This is a genomic window from Mycobacterium sp. (genome assembly GCF_047975165.1).
GTDB lineage: Bacteria > Actinomycetota > Actinomycetes > Mycobacteriales > Mycobacteriaceae > Mycobacterium.
The window spans coordinates 1-19,055 of record NZ_JBKECZ010000039.1; the positions used below are offsets into that span (position 1 = coordinate 1).

Genomic DNA, 19,055 nt, shown 5'->3' on the forward strand with positions numbered 1-19,055 from the left:
GCTCACACTCCAGCAGATCCTTGCCCATCTGCGCCCACTGCGACCCCTGCCCGGAAAACACCCACACCGGACCCTTGTCGTCCAGACCCACCGCCGGCGGGTGGGGAACCTCGGAGCCGGCGATCTCCCGCAGTGCAGCACCCAATTCGGCTGCGGCGCCGGCCAGTGCGACCGTGCGGACGGCGCGGTGCCCGCGGCGCCGGGCCAGGGTGTAGGCCAGGTCGGACAACGCAAGGTCGTCCTGCTCGTCGACCCAGTCGGCAAGCCGCCCGGCGGTTTCTCGCAATGCGTCTTCCGAGCTGGCCGAGATCGGGAAGACCAAGGTGCCGGACAGGCCGTTGGCGCTGGCGGAGTCGTCGGGAACTGCGGTCGCCGGCGCCTCGGGTTGTGGGGGTGCCTGCTCCAGCACCGCGTGCACGTTGGTGCCCGACATGCCGTACGACGACACCGCCGCCCGCCGCGGCGTGCCCTGCTCGCCGATCGGCCACTGGGTAACCTCTTGGGGCACAAAGAGCTTGGTGTCGATAGCGGCGATCTGCTCGGGCATTTCGTTGAAGTGCAGGTTGGGCGGAACCACCCCGTGCTGCACGGCCAGCACCGCCTTCATCAGCCCGAGCGCACCGGCGGTCGACTGGGTATGCCCGAAGTTGGTTTTGACCGATCCCACCGCGCACGGCCCGTCGATACCGTAGACCGCGGCCAGGCTCGAATACTCCAGGGGGTCGCCGACCGGGGTGCCGGTGCCGTGTGCCTCGACCATGCCCACCGACGTGGGATCGATATCCGCGGAGCTCAACGCCGCACGGTAGGCCGCTTCCTGGGCCTCTGCCGACGGCGTCACGATATTGACGGTGTGCCCGTCCTGATTGGCGGACGTGCCCCGGATGACCGCCAGGATCCGGTCGCCGTCGCGCTGGGCGTCCTCCAGCCGCTTGAGCAGCAGCACGACAGCGCCCTCGCCGGAGACGAAGCCGTCGGCCTCCACGTCGAAGGCGTGGCAGCGCCCCGACCGCGACAGCATCCCGTTGGCCGACCCGGAGGCGAACCGGCGCGGCTCCAGCATCGCGTACACCCCGCCGGCGAAGGCCAGGTCGCTCTCGCCGTCACCCAGGCTGCGGACGGCCAGGTGGGCGGCGAACAACCCCGACGAGCACGCGGTGTCCACCGTCACCGACGGCCCACGCAAACCCAGGGCATAGGACACCCGCCCGGAAGCCATACACGAGTTGGTACCGGTATTGCCGTACGGCCCCTCCAGGGTGCCCGTTTCGGCCTGCACGAACTGGTAGTCCCCGTGAGTGAACCCGATGAACACCCCGGTCTGCGAGTCGGCCAGCTGCCGCGAGGTCAGCCCGGCGTGCTCCATCGCCTCCCACGACGTCTCCAACAGCAGCCGATGCTGCGGATCCATCGCGATGGCTTCTCTTTCGGCGATACCGAAGAACTCGGGATCGAAGTCGCCGAGATCGTCCATGAACGCACCCCACTTGCAGTGGGAGCGTCCGGGGACGCCGGGCTCAGGATCGTAGTACTCGTCGATGTCCCAGCGGTCGGGTGGCACCTCGGTGACCAGGTCCTCGCCACGCAGCAGGGCATCCCAGAGCTGCACCGGGGAGCCGATGCCCCCGGGGAGGCGACACGCCATCCCGATCACGGCAACCGGCGTCACGCGTGTCCCATCCACAGTGGTTGCTCATCTCCTCAAACCGCGCGGGCGGTGCTTGTCGACCCTTGTGCCCGCAATCGGACGGTCCGTAGCAGCGGAGGCACCCACCGATCCTCATGCTGCAATGACAACGTCATTGTCGGCGTGATCAGCAGCGTAGCCGTTCGGCTGCACTCGTCCCGGGGAATCATGCGGACCGGTAAAAAAAGTTCTCCTGCGCCGCAGCAGTGCCCAGCCCCGGTGCGAGGTGTATCACCCGGTGTATAGCGGCAAACGGCCAGCGTGCTGGGTTGGTCGCGGTTGCATCGAAACAATCCGTGTCCCAGCGGAACGTTCGGGCACGAGGGCCCGGTGTTGCGGGTAGTGTGCTCGCCGTGGTCGCCACTACCATCCCCGCGATGCTGCGCGAGCGGGCCAGCCTGAACCCCAATGGCCCCGCCATCACCTTTGTCGACTTCGAATCGGAGTGGGACGGAGCCGAAGAAACGCTGTCGTGGTCGCAGTTGCACCGGCGCGTGCTCAACGCCGCCGAGCCTCTCGGACAGATCGGGGCCGACGGCGACCGGGTGCTGATCCTGGCACCGCAGGGGCTGGACTACGTCGTCGGATTTCTGGCAACCCTGCAGGCCGGACGGGTAGCGGTGCCGTTATCGGTTCCATTTCAGGGCGCCCACGACGAGCGGACCATTGCGGTACTGGCCGACACCTCGCCGACGGCGATTCTGACCACCTCGGCGGCAACCGACAACGTCAGCGATTGTCTTGCGGCCCAACCCCTGCCCAACCCGCCGGCGATCGTGGAGATCGATCTGCTGGATATGGACGCGAGGCCGAAGTCGTCGAGACCGGCTCGCGCCGCCGCCGACGAGGGATCGAGGACGGCGTATCTGCAGTACACGTCGGGGTCGACCCGCACGCCCGCGGGGGTCGTGGTGTCGAACGCCAATATTCTCGCCAATTTCGAGCAGATCATGGCCGACTTCTTCGTCAACGAGGGGGGCATGCCGACCGCGGAGATGAGCGTGGTGTCGTGGTTGCCGCTGTATCACGACATGGGGCTGCTGCTCGGGGCGATTATGCCGATCCTGGCGGGCCGGCAGACCACGTTGACGACCCCGGTGGGTTTCCTGCAGCGCCCCGCCCGCTGGATGCAATTGCTGGCCCGCTATCCGCGCACGGTGTCGGCGGGCCCCAACTTCGCCTTCGATATCGCGGCCCGCAAGACCTCCGACGAAGACCTGGCCGGATGCGACCTGGGCGGGGTGCACACCGTCCTCAACGGCAGCGAGCGGGTGCAGCCGGCCACACTGAAGCGGTTCGCGGACCGGTTCGCGGCGTTCAACTTTCCACCGGAGGCACTGCGGCCCGCCTACGGCATGGCCGAAGCCGTGGTGTACATCGCCACCCGTCGGGTCGGCGACCCGCCGGAAATCGTCGACTTCGACAGCGACATACTGCCCGACGGCAAAGCGGTGCGCTGTGAAAGCGGCACCGGCACAGCCCTGGTCAGCTACGGTGCCCCGGAATCGCTGCAGGTGCGCATCGTCGATGCCGACACCCGGATCGAGTGCCCGTCGGGGACCGTGGGGGAGATCTGGGTGCACGGAGGCAACATCGCCTCGGCCTACTGGGGAAAGCCGGAGGAAAGCGCGCACACCTTCGGCGGGATGATCGTCAACCCCACCGAAGGCACCCCCGAGGGGCCCTGGCTGCGGACGGGAGATTCGGGCTTCTACTCCGAGAACGAGTTGTTCATCACCGGCCGCATCAAGGATCTGCTGATCGTGTACGGGCGCAACCATTCCCCGGACGACATCGAGGCAACCATCCAGGAGATCAGCGCGGGCCGGTGCGCGGCCATCACCGTCCCCGACGACGGAACCGAGAAGCTGGTCGCCATCGTCGAGGTCAAGAAGAAGAGCGACGAGTCCGACGGCGATCTCGCCGAGCGGCTGGATGTCCTCAAGCGCGATATCACCGCGGCGATATTCGACGCGCACGGCCTGAGCCCGGCCGACCTGGTGCTGGTGGCTCCCGGGGCTATTCCGATCACCACCAGCGGCAAGATCAGGCGGCAGCAGTCGGTCGAGCTCTACCAACAGGGGACGTTTCCCCGGCTGGACGGCTGACCCGGGCGCTGCGACCCTCGCACGATGCGTTGATTTCCGCCGAGCGTGTAGCTACTGCAAGAAATCGGCCGTTTTTCCGCAGTAGTTGCACGCCCGGCGAGAGGGGCCGCAACACCGCCCCCCGCACTCCCCACTAGACTCGGTTCATCGGCGTCGATCCGGCCATCACCGGGGAGCTTTCGGAAGAACGGCCGGGCAGGCCCAGTAGAACCGAACGGGCAGGCCCGTCACAGCCCTTCGAGCGGTCACGCCCCGGCGTGGCAAGCGGGGTGGTACCGCGGCGTTCGCGCATCGGCGCGTCGTCGTCCCCGACTTGGCACGACGACCGGGAGACGACGCAGGTGACCCCCAATGGCGCGACCGATGACGCCGGTCGCACGGCCTATCCGAAGCCGGCCGCCGGTGCCCCCGACTTCCCGACGCTCGAACTCCAGGTGCTCGACTACTGGTCGCGCGACGACACCTTCCGGGCGAGCGTCGCCCACCGGGACGGCGCGCCGGAATACGTGTTCTACGACGGCCCGCCGTTCGCCAACGGCCTGCCGCACTACGGGCACCTGCTGACCGGGTACGTCAAAGACATCGTGCCGCGCTACCGCACCATGCGCGGCGACAAGGTGGAGCGCCGCTTCGGTTGGGACACCCACGGATTGCCAGCCGAACTCGAGGTCGAGCGGCAACTCGGCATCACCGACAAGTCCCAGATCGACTCGATGGGGATCGCCGCGTTCAACGATGCCTGCCGCGCATCGGTGTTGCGCTACACCGACGAGTGGCGGGAGTACGTCACCCGCCAGGCCCGCTGGGTCGACTTCGACAACGACTACAAGACCCTGGATCTCGACTACATGGAGTCGGTGATCTGGGCGTTCAAACAACTCTGGGATAAGGGCCTGGCCTACGAGGGCTACCGGGTGCTGCCGTACTGCTGGCGAGACGAGACGCCGCTGTCCAATCACGAGTTGCGGATGGACGACGACGTCTACCAGAGTCGCCAGGACCCGGCGCTCACGGTCGGATTCGCGGTGGAAGACGGGGAGCTAGCGGGCGCCCACCTGCTGGTGTGGACGACGACGCCGTGGACCCTGCCGTCGAACCTGGCAGTCGGGGTGCACCCGGACGTGACGTATGTGCAGGTAAAGGTCGGTGATCGACGTTTCGTGCTGGCGCAGGCGCGGCTAGCCGCCTACGCCCGCGAGCTCGGCGAAGACCCCGAGGTGCTCGCGACATTCCGCGGCTCCGAGCTGGTGGGCACCCGCTACCTGCCGCCGTTCTCCTATTTCATGGACTCGCCCAACGCGTTTGCTGTGCTGCCGGCCGACTTCGTCACCACCGACGACGGCACCGGGCTGGTCCACCTGGCCCCGGCCTACGGCGAGGACGACATGGCCACCACCGATCCCGCCGGCATCGTGGCGGTCACCCCGGTCGACGCCAAGGGCCGCTTCGACGACACCGTGCCCGACTATCGGGGACAGCACGTCTTCGAGGCGAACCCGCGGATCATCCGGGACTTGAAGAACCAGAGCGGACCGGCGGCGGCCAACGCCGCGGTGGTGCTGCGCCACGAAACCTACGAGCACCCGTACCCGCACTGCTGGCGATGCCGCAACCCGCTGATCTACCGGGCGGTGTCGTCCTGGTTCGTCCGGGTGACGCAGTTCCGCGACCGAATGGTGGAACTCAACCAGCAGATCACCTGGTATCCCGAACATGTCAAGGACGGGCAGTTCGGCAAGTGGCTGCAGGGCGCCCGGGACTGGTCGATATCGCGGAACCGCTACTGGGGCACCCCGATTCCAGTCTGGAAATCCGACGACCCCGCCTATCCGAGAATCGACGTGTACGGCAGCCTCGACGCGCTGGAGCGTGACTTCGGGGTGCGCCCGGACAACCTGCACCGGCCCCACATCGACGAGCTGACCCGGCCCAATCCCGACGACCCCACCGGAAAGAGCACGATGCGCCGCATCCCCGACGTGCTCGACGTGTGGTTCGACTCGGGATCGATGCCCTATGCCCAGGTGCACTACCCGTTCGAGAACGCCGACTGGTTCCTCGGCGAATCGGGCGACGAGGCGACCGCGCACTATCCGGGCGATTTCATCGTCGAGTACATCGGGCAGACCCGCGGCTGGTTCTACACCCTGCATGTGCTGGCCACCGCGCTGTTCGACCGCCCGTCGTTCAAAACCTGTGTGGCACACGGGATCGTGCTGGGCTCCGACGGCCAGAAGATGAGCAAGTCGCTGCGCAACTACCCCGACGTCACCGAGGTGTTCGAGCGCGACGGTTCCGACGCCATGCGCTGGTTCCTGATGGCCTCGCCGATCCTGCGCGGCGGCAACCTCGTCGTCACCGAACAGGGTATCCGCGACGGTGTCCGGCAGGTGTTGCTGCCGCTGTGGAACGCCTACAGCTTCCTGGCCCTCTACGCCCCGAAACCCGGTTCTCGGCGCACCGATTCGGCCCATGTGCTGGACCGCTACATCCTGGCCAAACTCGCGGTGCTGCGCGACGAACTCACCGCCTCGTTGGACGTGTGCGACATCTCCGGGGCCTGCGAGCAGCTGCGCCAGTTCACCGAGGCATTGACGAATTGGTATGTGCGACGGTCGCGCTCACGGTTCTGGGCGGAAGACGCCGACGCGATCGACACCCTGCACACGGTGCTGGAGGTCCTCACCCGGCTGGCGGCGCCGTTGCTGCCCCTGATCGTCGAGCTGATCTGGCGCTCACTGACCGGTGGGCGTTCGGTCCACCTGACCGATTGGCCGCAAGCCGCAGAGCTACCAGTCGACGCCGAGTTGGTGACCGCGATGGATCAGGTCCGCGACGTGTGTTCGGTGGGCTCGTCACTGCGAAAGGCCAAGAAGCTGCGGGTGCGGTTGCCGCTGCCGAAATTGACGGTGGCCGTGGCGGATCCGGAGTCCTTGCGGCCGTTCACCGATCTGATCGGTGACGAGCTCAACGTCAAGCGGGTCGAGTTGACCGACGCGATCGACACCTACGGCCGGTTCGAACTCACCGTCGACGCCCGTGTCGCCGGGCCGCGGCTCGGCAGGGACGTCCAGGCGGCCATCAAGGCCGTCAAGGCGGGGCAGGGCAGCCTCAACCCGGACAGCACGCTGACGGCGGGTCCGGCGGTGTTGCTGCCCGGCGAATACAGGTCGCGGCTGGTGGCCGCGGATCCCGAGTTCACCGCGGCGCTTCCCGGAGGGGCGGGGCTGGTGGTGCTGGACGGCGCCGTGACTCCCGAACTGGAGGCCGAAGGCTGGGCCAAGGACCGCATTCGGGAGCTTCAGGAGTTGCGGAAGACAACGGGGCTGGAGGTGTCCGACCGGATCGGCGTGGTGATCGCGGTGCCAGCCGAGCGGGCCGATTGGGCGCGCACCCACCGCGATCTGATTGCCGGTGAAATCCTGGCCACCAGTTTCGAATTCGGCGAACCTGCCAGCGGCGTGGAGATCGGCGACGGGGTGCGGGTGGCGATGACCCGGGCCGGGACGGCCGGGGGAGTGCCCGGACCCGAGAGATAGCCACTCCGGCCGCCGGAACCAGGCGCCAGTACTACAAGCCGACCTCGATCATCGCCACCATGATGTGCGTTGCGGGCAACATGAACGACGCCAATGTGCTGGGTGCCGGCGACACCCCGCTGTTGCCCGGGACCGAGCAACGTGCCCGTCCGCCCTCCCCGGCCCGACCCGAGGAACCTCACGACAAGGAAAAGCTGGTACAGGCCAACGGACGATGCATGTCCCGCCTCGCCACACGGCCCATTTTCAACGCTACCGCGTCAACGACAACACGAAATCACTGATCCACGGTTTGAGGCTTAGAGCTCAAGGCCATTGTCGTGGCCGCGGTTACGATCATGTTCGGCGATTTCGATCAGTTCCGGCAGGGCGTCGAGGTCTTTGGCCCGAGCGGCGGCCACCTTGGATTTGATCACGTCATCGAGGCCGGCGACATTGACGACGATTCCGGAGATCATGCGCTCCTGCGCACCCGGCAGGAGGCCCTCGTAGCCATCGGGGAACCCTGACGGAAAGAAGGTGAGGTCAAGGTCGCCGGCGGCAGTGCGCAGGTTGAGCATCAGCATGCCGCGCAGGGACTCCCCCGTGCAGTCGAACGGCAGGCCTTCGGGCTCGTGGTCGACGCGGATCCCGGCGTGCAACTCGCGCAGAGCACTTGACAGCCGCGCGAGGTTGTCCGGTGTCACCGAGGGGGTGACATCGAGGTCATAAGTCGGCCGTCGGGAACCGTACAGCTGAGCGGCATACCCGCCAACGAGAACATATTCAACGCGGTGGCGGTCGAGCACTTCGACAATGCGCCGCGGATCGAAGCGATCGGCCGCGGTCACGAGAGGTGCGTCGGGCGCAACTGCGCTACGAATTCGTCCTGCACTCGGCTCCGGTGTTGACGCTGTGATGCCGACAGCCGCGCGACATCGCCGTCGAGGGTGTCGTCGTGCGCATCGTATTCGGCGACGTTGATCCTCAACTCGAGATCGGCTGCGGCCAGGATTCGGGCGAGCACCGGCAGCGACGGCTGCCGGGCCCCCGACTCGATCCTGGCGATGGTCGACTGAGGCACGTGGGCGGCGTCGGCGAGCTCTCGTTGCGACAGGCCGGCGCGTGCCCGCGCTATTCGCAGGACGTTACCTGCCAACCGCTCCACGTAGCCGCTGGTCGTCGGCCCCATACTCGCCATGCCACTACGATAGCCGATCAGGTATCGCCAAGTGGGCCGTCGCGCGACTTCAATTATCGGGCGAACACGACCACCTGATCGACCTTCTCGATGGAGAACCGGCGCCCACCGAAATCATCGCGGGCCCGGCACACCACGGGGCCAAATGCCGGCGGCAAGGTTCGGCCATCATCGATAAGCGGAGCGATTGAGTTCATCCTGTGCCCAGGGCGCTGATCGTCGGCGTGTCGGCGCCGTGAGCGCAGACTCACCGGCCACCCCCGGGTGTGCTACCGGCCCACGCTCCTAGGCGGCCGGCTTGACCGCGCGCCAACGCTGCCGGCCGGGGATCACGTCGACATCGACATCGGTGAAACCGGCGGCCCGCAATCTATCCGGCATCTCCTTGGGCGGCACCGGATTACAGATGTCGCGGAAATGCAGCAGGCTGAACAGCAGCGAGGGGACGCCGTCGCTGCCGGCGAAGACGCCCCCGGGACGCAGCACCCGGAAGGCTTCGGCGAACAGCCGGTCTTGCAGTTCGGTAGTCGGCACATGATGCAGCATGGTGAACGCCAGCACCGAGCTGAACTCACCGGCGGCCAGCCCGGTGTCGGTGCCGTCGCCGTTGATGATGCGTGCCCGCGGCCCGTAGCGCTCCTGCAGCCGCTGCGCCATCGCGGTGTCGAGCTCGACGGCTGTCAGTCGCGGGGTGCGGTCGACGAGGATGCGGAGGAAGGCTCCGTATCCGGGGCCTATTTCCAGGGTGTTGTCACCGAGTTCGACCCCGTCGAGTGCCCAGGGCAGCATCTGGTCTTCGACCTTCCTGGCCCATGTGTCCGACTTGCAGCACCAACGGTGGACGAGGTTCATTGCCATAGGCGCCAACGGTAGTCGCTCGACCCCAATACGATCGACGATCGTGGAGTCCCGTTGGGTGCTGCACCTGGACCTGGACGCGTTCTTCGCATCCGTCGAACAACTCACCCGGCCGACCCTGCGGGGCCGTCCGGTGCTGGTCGGCGGCCTGGGGGGGCGGGGCGTGGTGGCCGGCGCCAGCTACGAGGCGCGGATTTTCGGCGCCCGGTCGGCGATGCCCATGCACCAGGCGCGACGCCTGATCGGGGTGACCGCGGTGGTGCTGCCGCCCCGCGGGGCGGTGTACCGGGTGGCAAGCCGGCGCGTCTTCGAGACGGTGCGCGCCGTGCTGCCGGTGGTGGAACAGCTCTCCTTCGACGAGGCGTTCGGCGAGCCGCCGCAGCTCACCGGGGCATCCGCCGACGAGGTCGAGGAGTTCTGCGAAGGGTTGCGACGAAGGGTGCGCCAGGAGACCGGGCTGATCGCCTCGGTGGGTGCGGGCTCGGGAAAGCAGATCGCCAAGATCGCTTCCGGGCTGGCCAAACCCGACGGGATCCGGATCGTTCGCCGTGACGAGGAAGGGCGGCTGCTCAGCGGGCTGCCGGTGCGCAAGCTGTGGGGGATCGGCCCGGTCGCCGAGGAGAAACTGCACCGGCTCGGCATCGGCACCATCGGGCAACTGGCCGCCCTCAGCGATGCCGAGGTGGCCGACATTCTGGGCGCAACCGTCGGCCCCGCGCTGCACCGACTTGCCCGGGGGGTCGACGACCGCCCGGTGGCCGAGCGTGCCGAAGCCAAACAGATCAGTGCCGAGTCGACGTTCGCCACCGACCTGACCACCCTCGACCAGCTGCGTGCGGCCATCGCTCCGATCGCCGAACACGCGCACCGGCGCCTGCTCAAAGACGGTCGTGGCGCCCGGACCGGGACGGTGAAGCTGAAGAAGGCCGACATGAGCACCCTGACCCGTTCGGCAACCCTGCCGTATGCGACAGCCGACCCCCGCGCCCTGGAGGCGGTGGCCCGCCGGTTGCTGCTCGACCCGGTGCGGATCGGCCCGGTGCGCCTGCTGGGCGTCGGGTTTTCCGGCCTGACCGACGTGCGGCAGGAACCGCTGTTCGCCGAGGCGGAGCTGTTGGCCGATGCGGCTGCCGACGCCCCCCGTGAGGTCGAGACGGCCGGGGAAGCGTCGGCGACCGGGCCGGACGGGGCCTGGCGGATAGGCGACGACGTCGCACACCCTGATCTGGGTCACGGCTGGGTCCAGGGAGCCGGTCACGGGGTGGTGACCGTGCGGTTCGAGACCCGCGCCACGGGCCCCGGCCCGGCCCGGACGTTCGGCACCGGCGACCCCGCCCCGATCACCCCGGCGGATCCGGTCGTTAGCCTGGACTGGCCCGACTACCTCGACGAACTGCGAGCCCGCGAGTCAGCCTCAGCCCCAGCGGCCGATCACCTCGGCGACGGGTAGCCCCGCCGCCAGCGCGGCCATCAGCAGCACCCGGGCCTGCGGTGGCCCCAGCCGCGGCACCAGCAGAGCGCCCGCTCGCACCAGGTCATGCCCCGGGCCGTAACCCGCCCCAACCCGGGCGCCGTCGACCCGGCTGCACACGGCGGCCACCATCCCGGCCTCGCACAGCCGCCGGACACCGTCGATCACCGCCGCACCGGCGTTGCCGGAACCCGGCGCCGCCAACACCACCGCGCGCGCACCGGCGGCGGCAAAAGCGTCCAGCGCCGCCGAATCGGCGCCGGGGTACACCGCGGCGATGTCGACGCGCGGCGCATCGGCGGCGCGAAGCCGACCGACGAACGGCCGCACTTTGGTGTCCGTCCAGGACACGTCCGCCGCTACCGCGCCAAGCAGCCTCCCGGCGAAACCGCTGAGGTCTTCGGTACCGGATTTGCGCATACCCAGCGGCTGCAGCACCCTTCCGGCGAAGCACACCTGGACCCCGAGATCGCGGGCCGCGGGGCTGGCCGCCACCGTCAGGGCGTCGCGCAGGTTGCCGGGGCCGTCGGGATCCGGCGCGTCGGCTCCGCGCATCGCCCCGGTGAGCACCACCGGAACGTTGCCGGAGTAGGTCAGCTCCAGCCACAGCGCGCTTTCCTCCATGGTGTCGGTGCCGTGGGTGATGACGATCCCGGCCGTCCCGCCGGCGACCGCGGACCGCACGGCGGCCGCCATCCGGTCCCAGTCGGCGGGCACCAGCTCCGAGCTGTCGCGGGCCATCAGGTCCACGACGTCGATGCCGGGTGCCAGCCCCGCGGTCAGTTGAGCCCCGGAATCGGCCGGCCGCAGCGCTCCGTCCGGGCCCGTCCTCGTCGAGATCGTTCCCCCGGTGGTGATGACGGTGACGCGGGCCATGAACAGATCATCCCCCAACCAGGGGCCAGGGGCCGGCGGCTGGGGGCTGGGGGCTGGGGGCTGCGGGCCGGCGGCTGAGGGCTGGCGGCCGTACACCGGCGGCCGGGGGCTGGCGGCCGGGGGCTGGCGGCCGTACACCGGCGGCCGGGGGCTGGCGGCCGTACACCGGCGACGCGGAACCGCACCACCCGGCTGGACCCCTGCCGCTCATCGCTCTAGTGGATGATGGTGGGGTGCCAGAGGAACCAACCGGGCCGGCCGACCCGCTGAGGACGACCGGCGACGGCACGGATGCCCCGACCGCCCCGACGGAAACGCCGAGGCGGTTGCGTTTGCTGCTGTCGGTCGCTGCGGTGGTGCTGGTGGCCGACGTCGTCACCAAGGTGCTGGCCGTCAAACTGCTCCCGCCCGGTCAGCCGGTGCCGATCATCGGGGACACGGTGACCTGGACGCTGGTGCGCAATTCCGGTGCCGCCTTCTCGATGGCAACCGGCTACACCTGGGTGCTTACCCTGATCGCGACCGGTGTGGTCGCCGGGATCTTCTGGATGGGCCGGCGGCTGGTTTCACCCTGGTGGGCGGTGGGCCTGGGGATGATCCTGGGTGGCGCCACCGGGAATCTCATCGACCGCTTCTTCCGCTCGCCCGGGCCGTTGCGCGGGCACGTGGTGGATTTCCTGTCGATCGGTTGGTGGCCGGTGTTCAACGTCGCCGACCCTTCGGTGGTGGGCGGCGCCATCCTGCTGGTGGTGCTGTCCATTCTCGGCTTCGACTTCGACACCGCGGGCCGGCGTAAACCCGAGCGGGGCCGGTGACCGACCGGAGCATCGCGGTCCCCGAGGGGCTCGCGGGCATGCGCGTCGATTCCGGGTTGGCGAGGCTGCTGGGGATGTCGCGCAGTGCGGCGGCGGCCATCGCCGAGGACGGCGGTGTGGAGCTCGACGGCGCCCCGGCGGGGAAATCCGACCGCCTGACACCTGGAGCCTGGCTGCAGGTGCGGCTGCCCGAACGCCCCAAGCCCCCGGAGAACACCCCGGTCGACATCGAGGGGATGACGATCCTGTACTCCGACGACGACATCGTCGCCGTCGACAAGCCGGCCGCGGTCGCCGCCCACGCGTCGGTCGGCTGGACCGGGCCGACGGTGCTGGGCGGCCTGGCCGCCGCGGGCTACCGGATTTCCACCTCCGGTGTGCACGAGCGGCAGGGGATAGTGCACCGCCTGGACGTCGGCACCTCCGGGGTGATGGTGGTGGCGCGTTCCGAACGCGCCTACACCGTACTCAAGCGGGCGTTCAAGCAGCGCACCGTCGACAAGCGTTATCACGCACTGGTGCAGGGTCATCCGGATCCATCCAGCGGCACCATCGACGCCCCGATCGGCCGGCATCGGGGCCCGGAATGGAAGTTTGCCGTCACCAGCGATGGCCGGCACAGCGTCACCCACTACGACACCGTGGAGGCGTTCGCCGCAGCCAGCCTGCTCGACGTGCACCTGGACACCGGACGCACCCACCAGATCCGGGTGCATTTCGCGGCGCTGCGCCACCCGTGCTGCGGCGACCTGGTGTACGGGGCCGACCCTCGGCTGGCCACCACGCTCGGCCTGGAACGCCAGTGGCTGCACGCGCGATCCCTGGCATTCGCACACCCGGCCGACGGTCGGCGCATGCGGATCGACAGCCCGTACCCGCCGGACTTGCAACACGCCCTGGACGTACTACGGGCACCGGGCTGACCGGCACCCCAGCCAGGGGATGCTGCCATCGGTTTGTCATTATGACGGCCATCACACCATCCGCACCGCCATCAGAAGCACCGGCCAATGAACCTCGATGACCTCACCAACCTGGCAGCGAAACCGTTCGCAGCGATGTCGAACATGATCAATACGCCGAACTCCGCCGGACGCTACCGGCCGTTCTACTGGCGCAACGTGGTCGACAAGGTGCAGGGCCGCAGTCTCGGCGACGCCGTCGCCGGCAAGACGGTTCTGATCACCGGCGGGTCATCGGGCATCGGGGAGGCTGCGGCGCACAAGATCGCCGAGGCCGGCGGCACGGTGGCGCTGGTCGCGCGCACGCCGGAGAACCTGGAAAAAGTCGCCGACGACATCCGCGCCGACGGCGGCACCGCCCACGTGTACCCGTGCGATCTCTCCGACATGGACGCGATCGCGGCGATGGCCGATACCGTGCTCGACGAGCTGGGTGGGGTCGACATCCAGATCAACAATGCCGGGCGGTCGATCCGGCGCTCGCTGGCGCTGTCCTACGACCGGATTCACGACTACCAGCGCACCATGCAGCTGAACTACCTGGGTGCGGTCCAGCTGATTCTCAAGTTCATCCCCGGCATGCGGGAGCGGGATTTCGGACACATCGTCAACGTCTCCTCGGTCGGTGTGCAGACCCGGGCTCCGCGGTTCGGCGCCTACATCGCCAGCAAGGCCGCGCTGGACAGTCTGTGCGACGCGCTGCAGGCCGAAACCGTCAGCGACAATGTACGTTTCACCACCGTTCACATGGCGCTGGTGCGGACACCGATGATCAGTCCGACCACCATGTACGACAAATTCCCGACGCTCACACCGGACCAGGCGGCCGGGGTGATCACCGACGCGCTGATCCATCGGCCGCGGCGGACGAGTTCGCCGTTCGGCCAGTTCGCCGCGTTCGCCGACGCGGTCAACCCGGCAGTCATGGACCGGGTGCGCAACCGCGCGTTCGGCATGTTCGAAGACTCCGCGGCCGCCAAGGGCGCCAAGAAGGCACCCCCGGCGCGGGAGCTCGACACCGGAAGCGAAGTGTTCCTGCAGGCGACCCGCGGGATACATTGGTAACACCATGAGCCTTCCGAAACCGAGCAAGACCGCAACCATCGTCATCACCGGCGCCTCCTCGGGCATCGGCACCGAAATGGCCAAGGGCCTGGCCCGTCGCGGCTTTCCGCTGATGCTGGTCGCCCGGCGCCGAGAGCGGATGGACGATCTCGCCGACACGTTGCGCGCGGACTGCGGCGTCACCGTGGAGGTCTTCCCACTGGACCTCGCCGACCCGGATTCCCGGGCGCAGTTGAGCGAACGGCTGGCCACCGATCCGATCGCGGGTCTGTGCAACAGTGCGGGCTTCGGCACCAGCGGACACTTCCACGAGTTGCCGGCCGAGCGCGAAAGCGAAGAGGTGACGCTCAACGCGCTGGCACTGATGGAACTGACCCGCGCGGTGCTGCCGGGCATGGTCGAGCGCGGCGCCGGCGCCGTACTCAACATCGCATCCATCGCCGGCTTCCAGCCGCTGCCCGTCATGGCCGTCTACTCGGCGAGCAAGGCCTTCGTGCTGACGTTCTCCGAGGCGGTGCACGAGGAACTGCGCGGCACCGGCGTGTCGGTCACGGCCCTGTGTCCGGGGCCGGTGCCCACCGAATGGGCGGAGATCGCCAATGCCGAACGGTTCAGCATCGCCGCGGCCCAGGTCTCGCCCCGCGAGGTTGCCGAGCAGGCCATCGAGGGGATGCTGGCCGGAAAGCGCGGGGTGGTTCCCGGCTTGGTGCCCAAGTTCCTGAGCACCGGCGGCCGGCTGTTGCCGCGCGCCGTGCTGCTGCCGGCAATCCGGATCGGCAACAGGTTGCGCAGCGGTTCCGGGCGCTGACCGGCGGCCCTGCGAACGGCTCCGGACCGGCAGATGCCGGGTGCGGGCCACGCACCGTCGAGACACGACCCGCGACACGCCGGAGGACTGTCGGTGGCCGGTCATAGACTGGCGTCCCTATGAACGGTTCGCCCCCGGGGTCCTTCGTACACCTGCACAACCACACCGAGTATTCGATGCTGGACGGTGCGGCGAAGATCTCCCCGATGCTGGCCGAGGTGGAGCGGCTGGGCATGCCGGCAATCGGGATGACCGACCACGGAAACATGTTCGGCGCCAGCGAGTTCTACAACTCGGCCACCAAGGCCGGGATCAAGCCGATCATCGGGGTCGAGGCGTATGTGGCGCCCGGTTCCCGCTTCGACACCCGCCGTATCACCTGGGGCGATCCCGGCCAGAAGAGCGACGACGTCTCCGGGAGCGGCTCCTACACCCATCTGACGATGGTGGCCGAGAACGCGACCGGCCTGCGCAACCTGTTCAAGCTGTCGTCGCTGGCCTCCTTCGAGGGCCAGCTGGGTAAGTGGTCGCGGATGGACGCCGAGCTGGTGGCCGAACACGCCGAAGGCATCATCGCGACCACCGGCTGCCCGTCCGGCGAGGTGCAGACCCGGCTGCGGTTGGGCCATGACCGCGAAGCCCTGGAATCGGCCGCCCGGTGGCGGGAGATCTTCGGGGCGGACAACTACTTCCTGGAGCTGATGGACCACGGCCTGTCCATCGAGCAGCGGGTCCGCGAAGGCCTGCTGGAGATCGGCCGTAAGCTCGACATCCCGCCGCTGGCCACCAACGACTGCCACTACGTCACCCGCGAGGCCGCCCACAACCACGAGGCGCTGCTGTGCGTGCAGACGGGCAAGACGCTCTCGGACCCGAACCGGTTCAAGTTCGACGGTGACGGCTACTACCTCAAGTCCGCCGCCGAGATGCGCGGGCTCTGGGACACCGACGTGCCCGGCGCCTGCGACTCCACCCTGCTGATCGCCGAGCGGGTGCAGTCCTACGCCGACGTCTGGACCCCGCGCGACCGGATGCCGATTTTCCCGGTGCCCGAGGGGCACGATCCGGCGTCCTGGCTGCGTCACGAGGTGATGGCCGGGCTGGCGCGACGCTTTCCGTCCGGCGTCGGCCAGGAATATCTCGACCGGGCCGGCTACGAGATCACGGTCATCTGCGACAAGGGCTTCCCGTCGTACTTCCTCATCGTCGCGGACCTGATCAACTATGCGCGTTCGGTCGACATCCGGGTCGGGCCGGGCCGCGGGTCGGCGGCCGGTTCGCTGGTGGCCTACGCGATGGGGATCACCAACATCGACCCGATTCCGCATGGTCTGCTGTTCGAGCGCTTCCTCAACCCCGAGCGCCCGTCGGCACCCGATATCGACATCGACTTCGACGACCGCCGCCGCGGTGAGATGGTGCGCTACGCGGCCGAGAAGTGGGGCCAGGACCGGGTTGCCCAGGTCATCACCTTCGGCACTATCAAAACCAAAGCGGCCCTGAAGGATTCGGCGCGAATCCACTACGGTCAGCCGGGGTTCGCCATCGCCGACCGGATCACCAAGGTGTTGCCGCCGCCGATCATGGCCAAGGACATTCCGCTGTCGGGCATCACCGACCCCGACCACGAGCGGTTCAAGGAGGCAGCAGAGGTTCGCGGGCTGATCGAGTCCGACCCGGACGCGCGGACCATCTACCAGACCGCGCGCGGCCTGGAGGGCCTGATCCGCAACGCCGGCGTGCACGCGTGCGCGGTGATCATGAGCAGCGAACCGCTCACCGACGCCATCCCGCTGTGGAAGCGGCCGCAGGACGGGGCCATCATCACCGGCTGGGACTACCCGTCGTGTGAGGACATCGGCCTGCTCAAGATGGACTTCCTGGGGCTGCGGAACCTGACGATCATCGGCGACGCCATCGAGAACATCAAGGCCAACCGGGGCATCGAGGTCGACCTGGAATCTCTGCCGCTTGACGACGGCCCCACCTACGATCTGCTGGGGCGCGGCGACACCCTGGGGGTGTTCCAGCTCGACGGCGGGCCGATGCGCGACCTGTTGCGCCGCATGCAGCCCACCGAGTTCAACGACATCGTCGCGGTGCTGGCGCTGTACCGGCCTGGGCCGATGGGCATGAACGCCCACAACGACTACGCGGACCGCAAGAACGGCCGGCAGCCGATCAAACCGATCCATCCCGAACTCGAAGAACCGCTGCGCGAGATCCTGTCCGAGACCCACGGCCTGATCGTCTACCAGGAACAGATCATGTTCATCGCCCAGAAGGTCGCCTCGTACACGATGGGCAAGGCCGACGCACTGCGCAAGGCGATGGGCAAGAAGAAGCTGGAGGTGCTCGAGGCCGAGTACAAGGGTTTCCACGAGGGCATGACCGCCAACGGGTTCTCCGAGCGCGCAGTGAAAGCCCTGTGGGACACCATCCTTCCGTTCGCCGGCTACGCCTTCAACAAGTCCCACGCCGCCGGCTACGGGCTGGTGTCCTACTGGACCGCCTACTTGAAGGCCAACTATCCGGGTGAATACATGGCGGGCCTGCTGACCTCGGTCGGCGACGACAAGGACAAGGCCGCGGTGTACCTCGCCGACTGCCGGCGCCTGGGCATCACCGTGTTGCCGCCGGACGTCAACGAATCGGTGCACAACTTCGCCTCGGTGGGCGACGACATCCGCTTCGGCCTGGGCGCGGTGCGCAACGTGGGCGCGAACGTGGTGTCGTCGCTGATCGGCACCCGCCGCACCAAGGGCAAGTTCACCGACTTCTCCGACTACCTGAACAAGATCGACATCTCGGCGTGCAACAAGAGGGTCACCGAGTCGCTGATCAAGGCCGGCGCCTTCGACTCGCTCGGCCACGCCCGCAAGGGCCTGTTCCTGGTGCACACCGACGCGGTGGACTCCGTGCTGGGCACCAAGAAGGCCGAGGCGATGGGCCAGTTCGACCTGTTCGGCGGGGCCGACGACGGTGCCGCCGACCCGGTATTCACCATCAAGGTGCCCGACGACCAGTGGGAGGGCAAACACCAGCTTGCCCTGGAGCGCGAGATGCTGGGCCTCTACGTGTCCGGCCATCCGCTCAACGGGGTGGCGCATCTGCTGGCGACTCAGGTCGACACGGCCATTCCGGCGATCCTGGACGGCGACGTGCCCAACGATACCCAGGTGCGTGTCGGCGGCATCCTCGCCGCGGTCAACCGGCGGGTAAACAAGAACGGAATGCCCTGGGCGTCAGCACAATTGGAAGACCTCACCGGCGGCATCGAGGTGCTGTTCTTCCCGCACACCTACTCCTGCTACGGTGGCGAGGTCACCGACGACGCGGTGGTGCTGGTCAATGCCAAGGTCGCCATTCGCGACGACCGCATCAGCCTGATCGCCAAGGATTTGGCGGTGCCCGACTTCTCCGGCGCCCTGCCGGACCGGCCACTGGCCGTCAGCCTGCCCACCCGCCAGTGCACCGTCGACAAGGTCAGCGCGCTCAAGCAGGTGCTGGCACGCCACCCCGGCACCTCGCAGGTGCATCTGCGGCTGATCAGCGGGGACCGGATCACCACCCTGGAGTTGGACCAGTCACTGCGGGTGACGCCCTCGCCGGCCCTGATGGGCGACCTCAAGCAGTTGTTCGGCCCCGGGTGCCTGGGCGGGTAACAGTCAGCAACTGGCCGAGGG

The 19,055-nt window shown here is 68.3% G+C and carries 13 protein-coding genes; 8 read left to right on the top strand and 5 right to left on the bottom strand.

Going from position 1 to position 19,055, the window contains the following annotated elements; all coding sequences use genetic code 11:
• Positions 1–1,645 (bottom strand): beta-ketoacyl synthase N-terminal-like domain-containing protein (locus tag ACK5M9_RS03545; RefSeq protein ID WP_416891877.1); only part of this gene is annotated, 1,645 nt, incomplete at its 3' end.
• A 395-nt stretch (positions 1,646–2,040) separates the two neighbouring features.
• Here ACK5M9_RS03545 and ACK5M9_RS03550 point away from each other — a divergent pair.
• Both ACK5M9_RS03550 and ileS read left to right on the top strand, forming a co-directional pair.
• Entirely contained in the window at positions 2,041–3,795 is a 1,755-nt protein-coding gene (locus tag ACK5M9_RS03550; protein ID WP_416891820.1) for an AMP-binding protein, read from the top strand.
• 341 nt (positions 3,796–4,136) lie between these two features.
• Entirely contained in the window at positions 4,137–7,334 is a 3,198-nt protein-coding gene (gene ileS / locus ACK5M9_RS03555) for an isoleucine--tRNA ligase (protein WP_416891821.1), read from the top strand.
• 299 nt (positions 7,335–7,633) lie between these two features.
• Here the strand turns inward: ileS and ACK5M9_RS03560 are convergent, their stop codons facing one another.
• The 3 genes from ACK5M9_RS03560 to ACK5M9_RS03570 all read right to left on the bottom strand — a co-directional run bounded on the left by ACK5M9_RS03560 (position 7,634) and on the right by ACK5M9_RS03570 (position 9,372).
• On the bottom strand, positions 7,634–8,164 hold the full coding sequence (locus tag ACK5M9_RS03560) for a hypothetical protein (RefSeq protein ID WP_416891822.1): 531 nt from the start codon (positions 8,162–8,164) through the stop codon (positions 7,634–7,636).
• Positions 8,161–8,514: a helix-turn-helix transcriptional regulator gene (locus tag ACK5M9_RS03565; protein ID WP_416891823.1), complete on the bottom strand. Its 354-nt coding sequence runs from the start codon at positions 8,512–8,514 to the stop codon at positions 8,161–8,163. The genes ACK5M9_RS03560 and ACK5M9_RS03565 overlap by 4 nt, the downstream gene beginning before the upstream one ends.
• A gap of 285 nt (positions 8,515–8,799) precedes the next feature.
• Positions 8,800–9,372, bottom strand: coding sequence for a class I SAM-dependent methyltransferase (locus tag ACK5M9_RS03570; protein ID WP_416891824.1), 573 nt, complete (start codon positions 9,370–9,372; stop codon positions 8,800–8,802).
• A 58-nt stretch (positions 9,373–9,430) separates the two neighbouring features.
• Here ACK5M9_RS03570 and ACK5M9_RS03575 point away from each other — a divergent pair, with 58 nt between their 5' ends.
• Positions 9,431–10,822 (top strand): DNA polymerase IV, encoded by a 1,392-nt coding sequence (locus tag ACK5M9_RS03575; RefSeq protein ID WP_416891878.1) that lies wholly within the window; start codon positions 9,431–9,433, stop codon positions 10,820–10,822.
• Here ACK5M9_RS03575 and ACK5M9_RS03580 read toward each other — a convergent pair.
• The gene (locus tag ACK5M9_RS03580) at positions 10,787–11,719 is read right to left on the bottom strand and encodes an asparaginase (protein WP_416891825.1); all 933 of its coding nucleotides are present in this window, start codon (positions 11,717–11,719) and stop codon (positions 10,787–10,789) included. The two genes, ACK5M9_RS03575 and ACK5M9_RS03580, sit on opposite strands and share 36 nt — an antisense overlap.
• Before the next feature lie 233 nt (positions 11,720–11,952).
• Between ACK5M9_RS03580 and lspA the strand changes: the two genes are divergently transcribed.
• The 5 genes from lspA (at position 11,953) to dnaE (ending at position 19,034) form a co-directional block, all read left to right on the top strand.
• Positions 11,953–12,534, top strand: coding sequence for a signal peptidase II (gene lspA, locus ACK5M9_RS03585; protein ID WP_416891826.1), 582 nt, complete (start codon positions 11,953–11,955; stop codon positions 12,532–12,534).
• Positions 12,531–13,457: an RluA family pseudouridine synthase gene (locus tag ACK5M9_RS03590; RefSeq protein WP_416891827.1), complete on the top strand. Its 927-nt coding sequence runs from the start codon at positions 12,531–12,533 to the stop codon at positions 13,455–13,457. Before lspA ends, ACK5M9_RS03590 begins: the two co-directional genes overlap by 4 nt.
• Positions 13,458–13,544: 87 nt before the next feature.
• Positions 13,545–14,561 (top strand): SDR family NAD(P)-dependent oxidoreductase, encoded by a 1,017-nt coding sequence (locus tag ACK5M9_RS03595; RefSeq protein WP_416891828.1) that lies wholly within the window; start codon positions 13,545–13,547, stop codon positions 14,559–14,561.
• Between the two features lie 4 nt (positions 14,562–14,565).
• Positions 14,566–15,369 carry an SDR family NAD(P)-dependent oxidoreductase gene (locus ACK5M9_RS03600; protein ID WP_416891829.1) on the top strand — a complete coding sequence of 268 codons (804 nt, stop codon included), beginning with the start codon at positions 14,566–14,568 and terminating at the stop codon, positions 15,367–15,369.
• A 119-nt stretch (positions 15,370–15,488) separates the two neighbouring features.
• Entirely contained in the window at positions 15,489–19,034 is a 3,546-nt protein-coding gene (dnaE, locus tag ACK5M9_RS03605) for a DNA polymerase III subunit alpha (RefSeq protein WP_416891830.1), read from the top strand.
• Positions 19,035–19,055: the final 21 nt, after the last annotated feature.

Coding starts and splice junctions, on each gene's coding strand:
- ACK5M9_RS03565 (WP_416891823.1), bottom strand. CDS start 8,514: ATGGCGAGTATGGGGCCGACGACCAGCGGCTACGTGGAGCGGTTGGCA.
- ACK5M9_RS03570 (WP_416891824.1), bottom strand. CDS start 9,372: ATGGCAATGAACCTCGTCCACCGTTGGTGCTGCAAGTCGGACACATGG.
- ACK5M9_RS03580 (WP_416891825.1), bottom strand. CDS start 11,719: ATGGCCCGCGTCACCGTCATCACCACCGGGGGAACGATCTCGACGAGG.
- ACK5M9_RS03595 (WP_416891828.1), top strand. CDS start 13,545: ATGAACCTCGATGACCTCACCAACCTGGCAGCGAAACCGTTCGCAGCG.
- ACK5M9_RS03600 (WP_416891829.1), top strand. CDS start 14,566: ATGAGCCTTCCGAAACCGAGCAAGACCGCAACCATCGTCATCACCGGC.
- dnaE (WP_416891830.1), top strand. CDS start 15,489: ATGAACGGTTCGCCCCCGGGGTCCTTCGTACACCTGCACAACCACACC.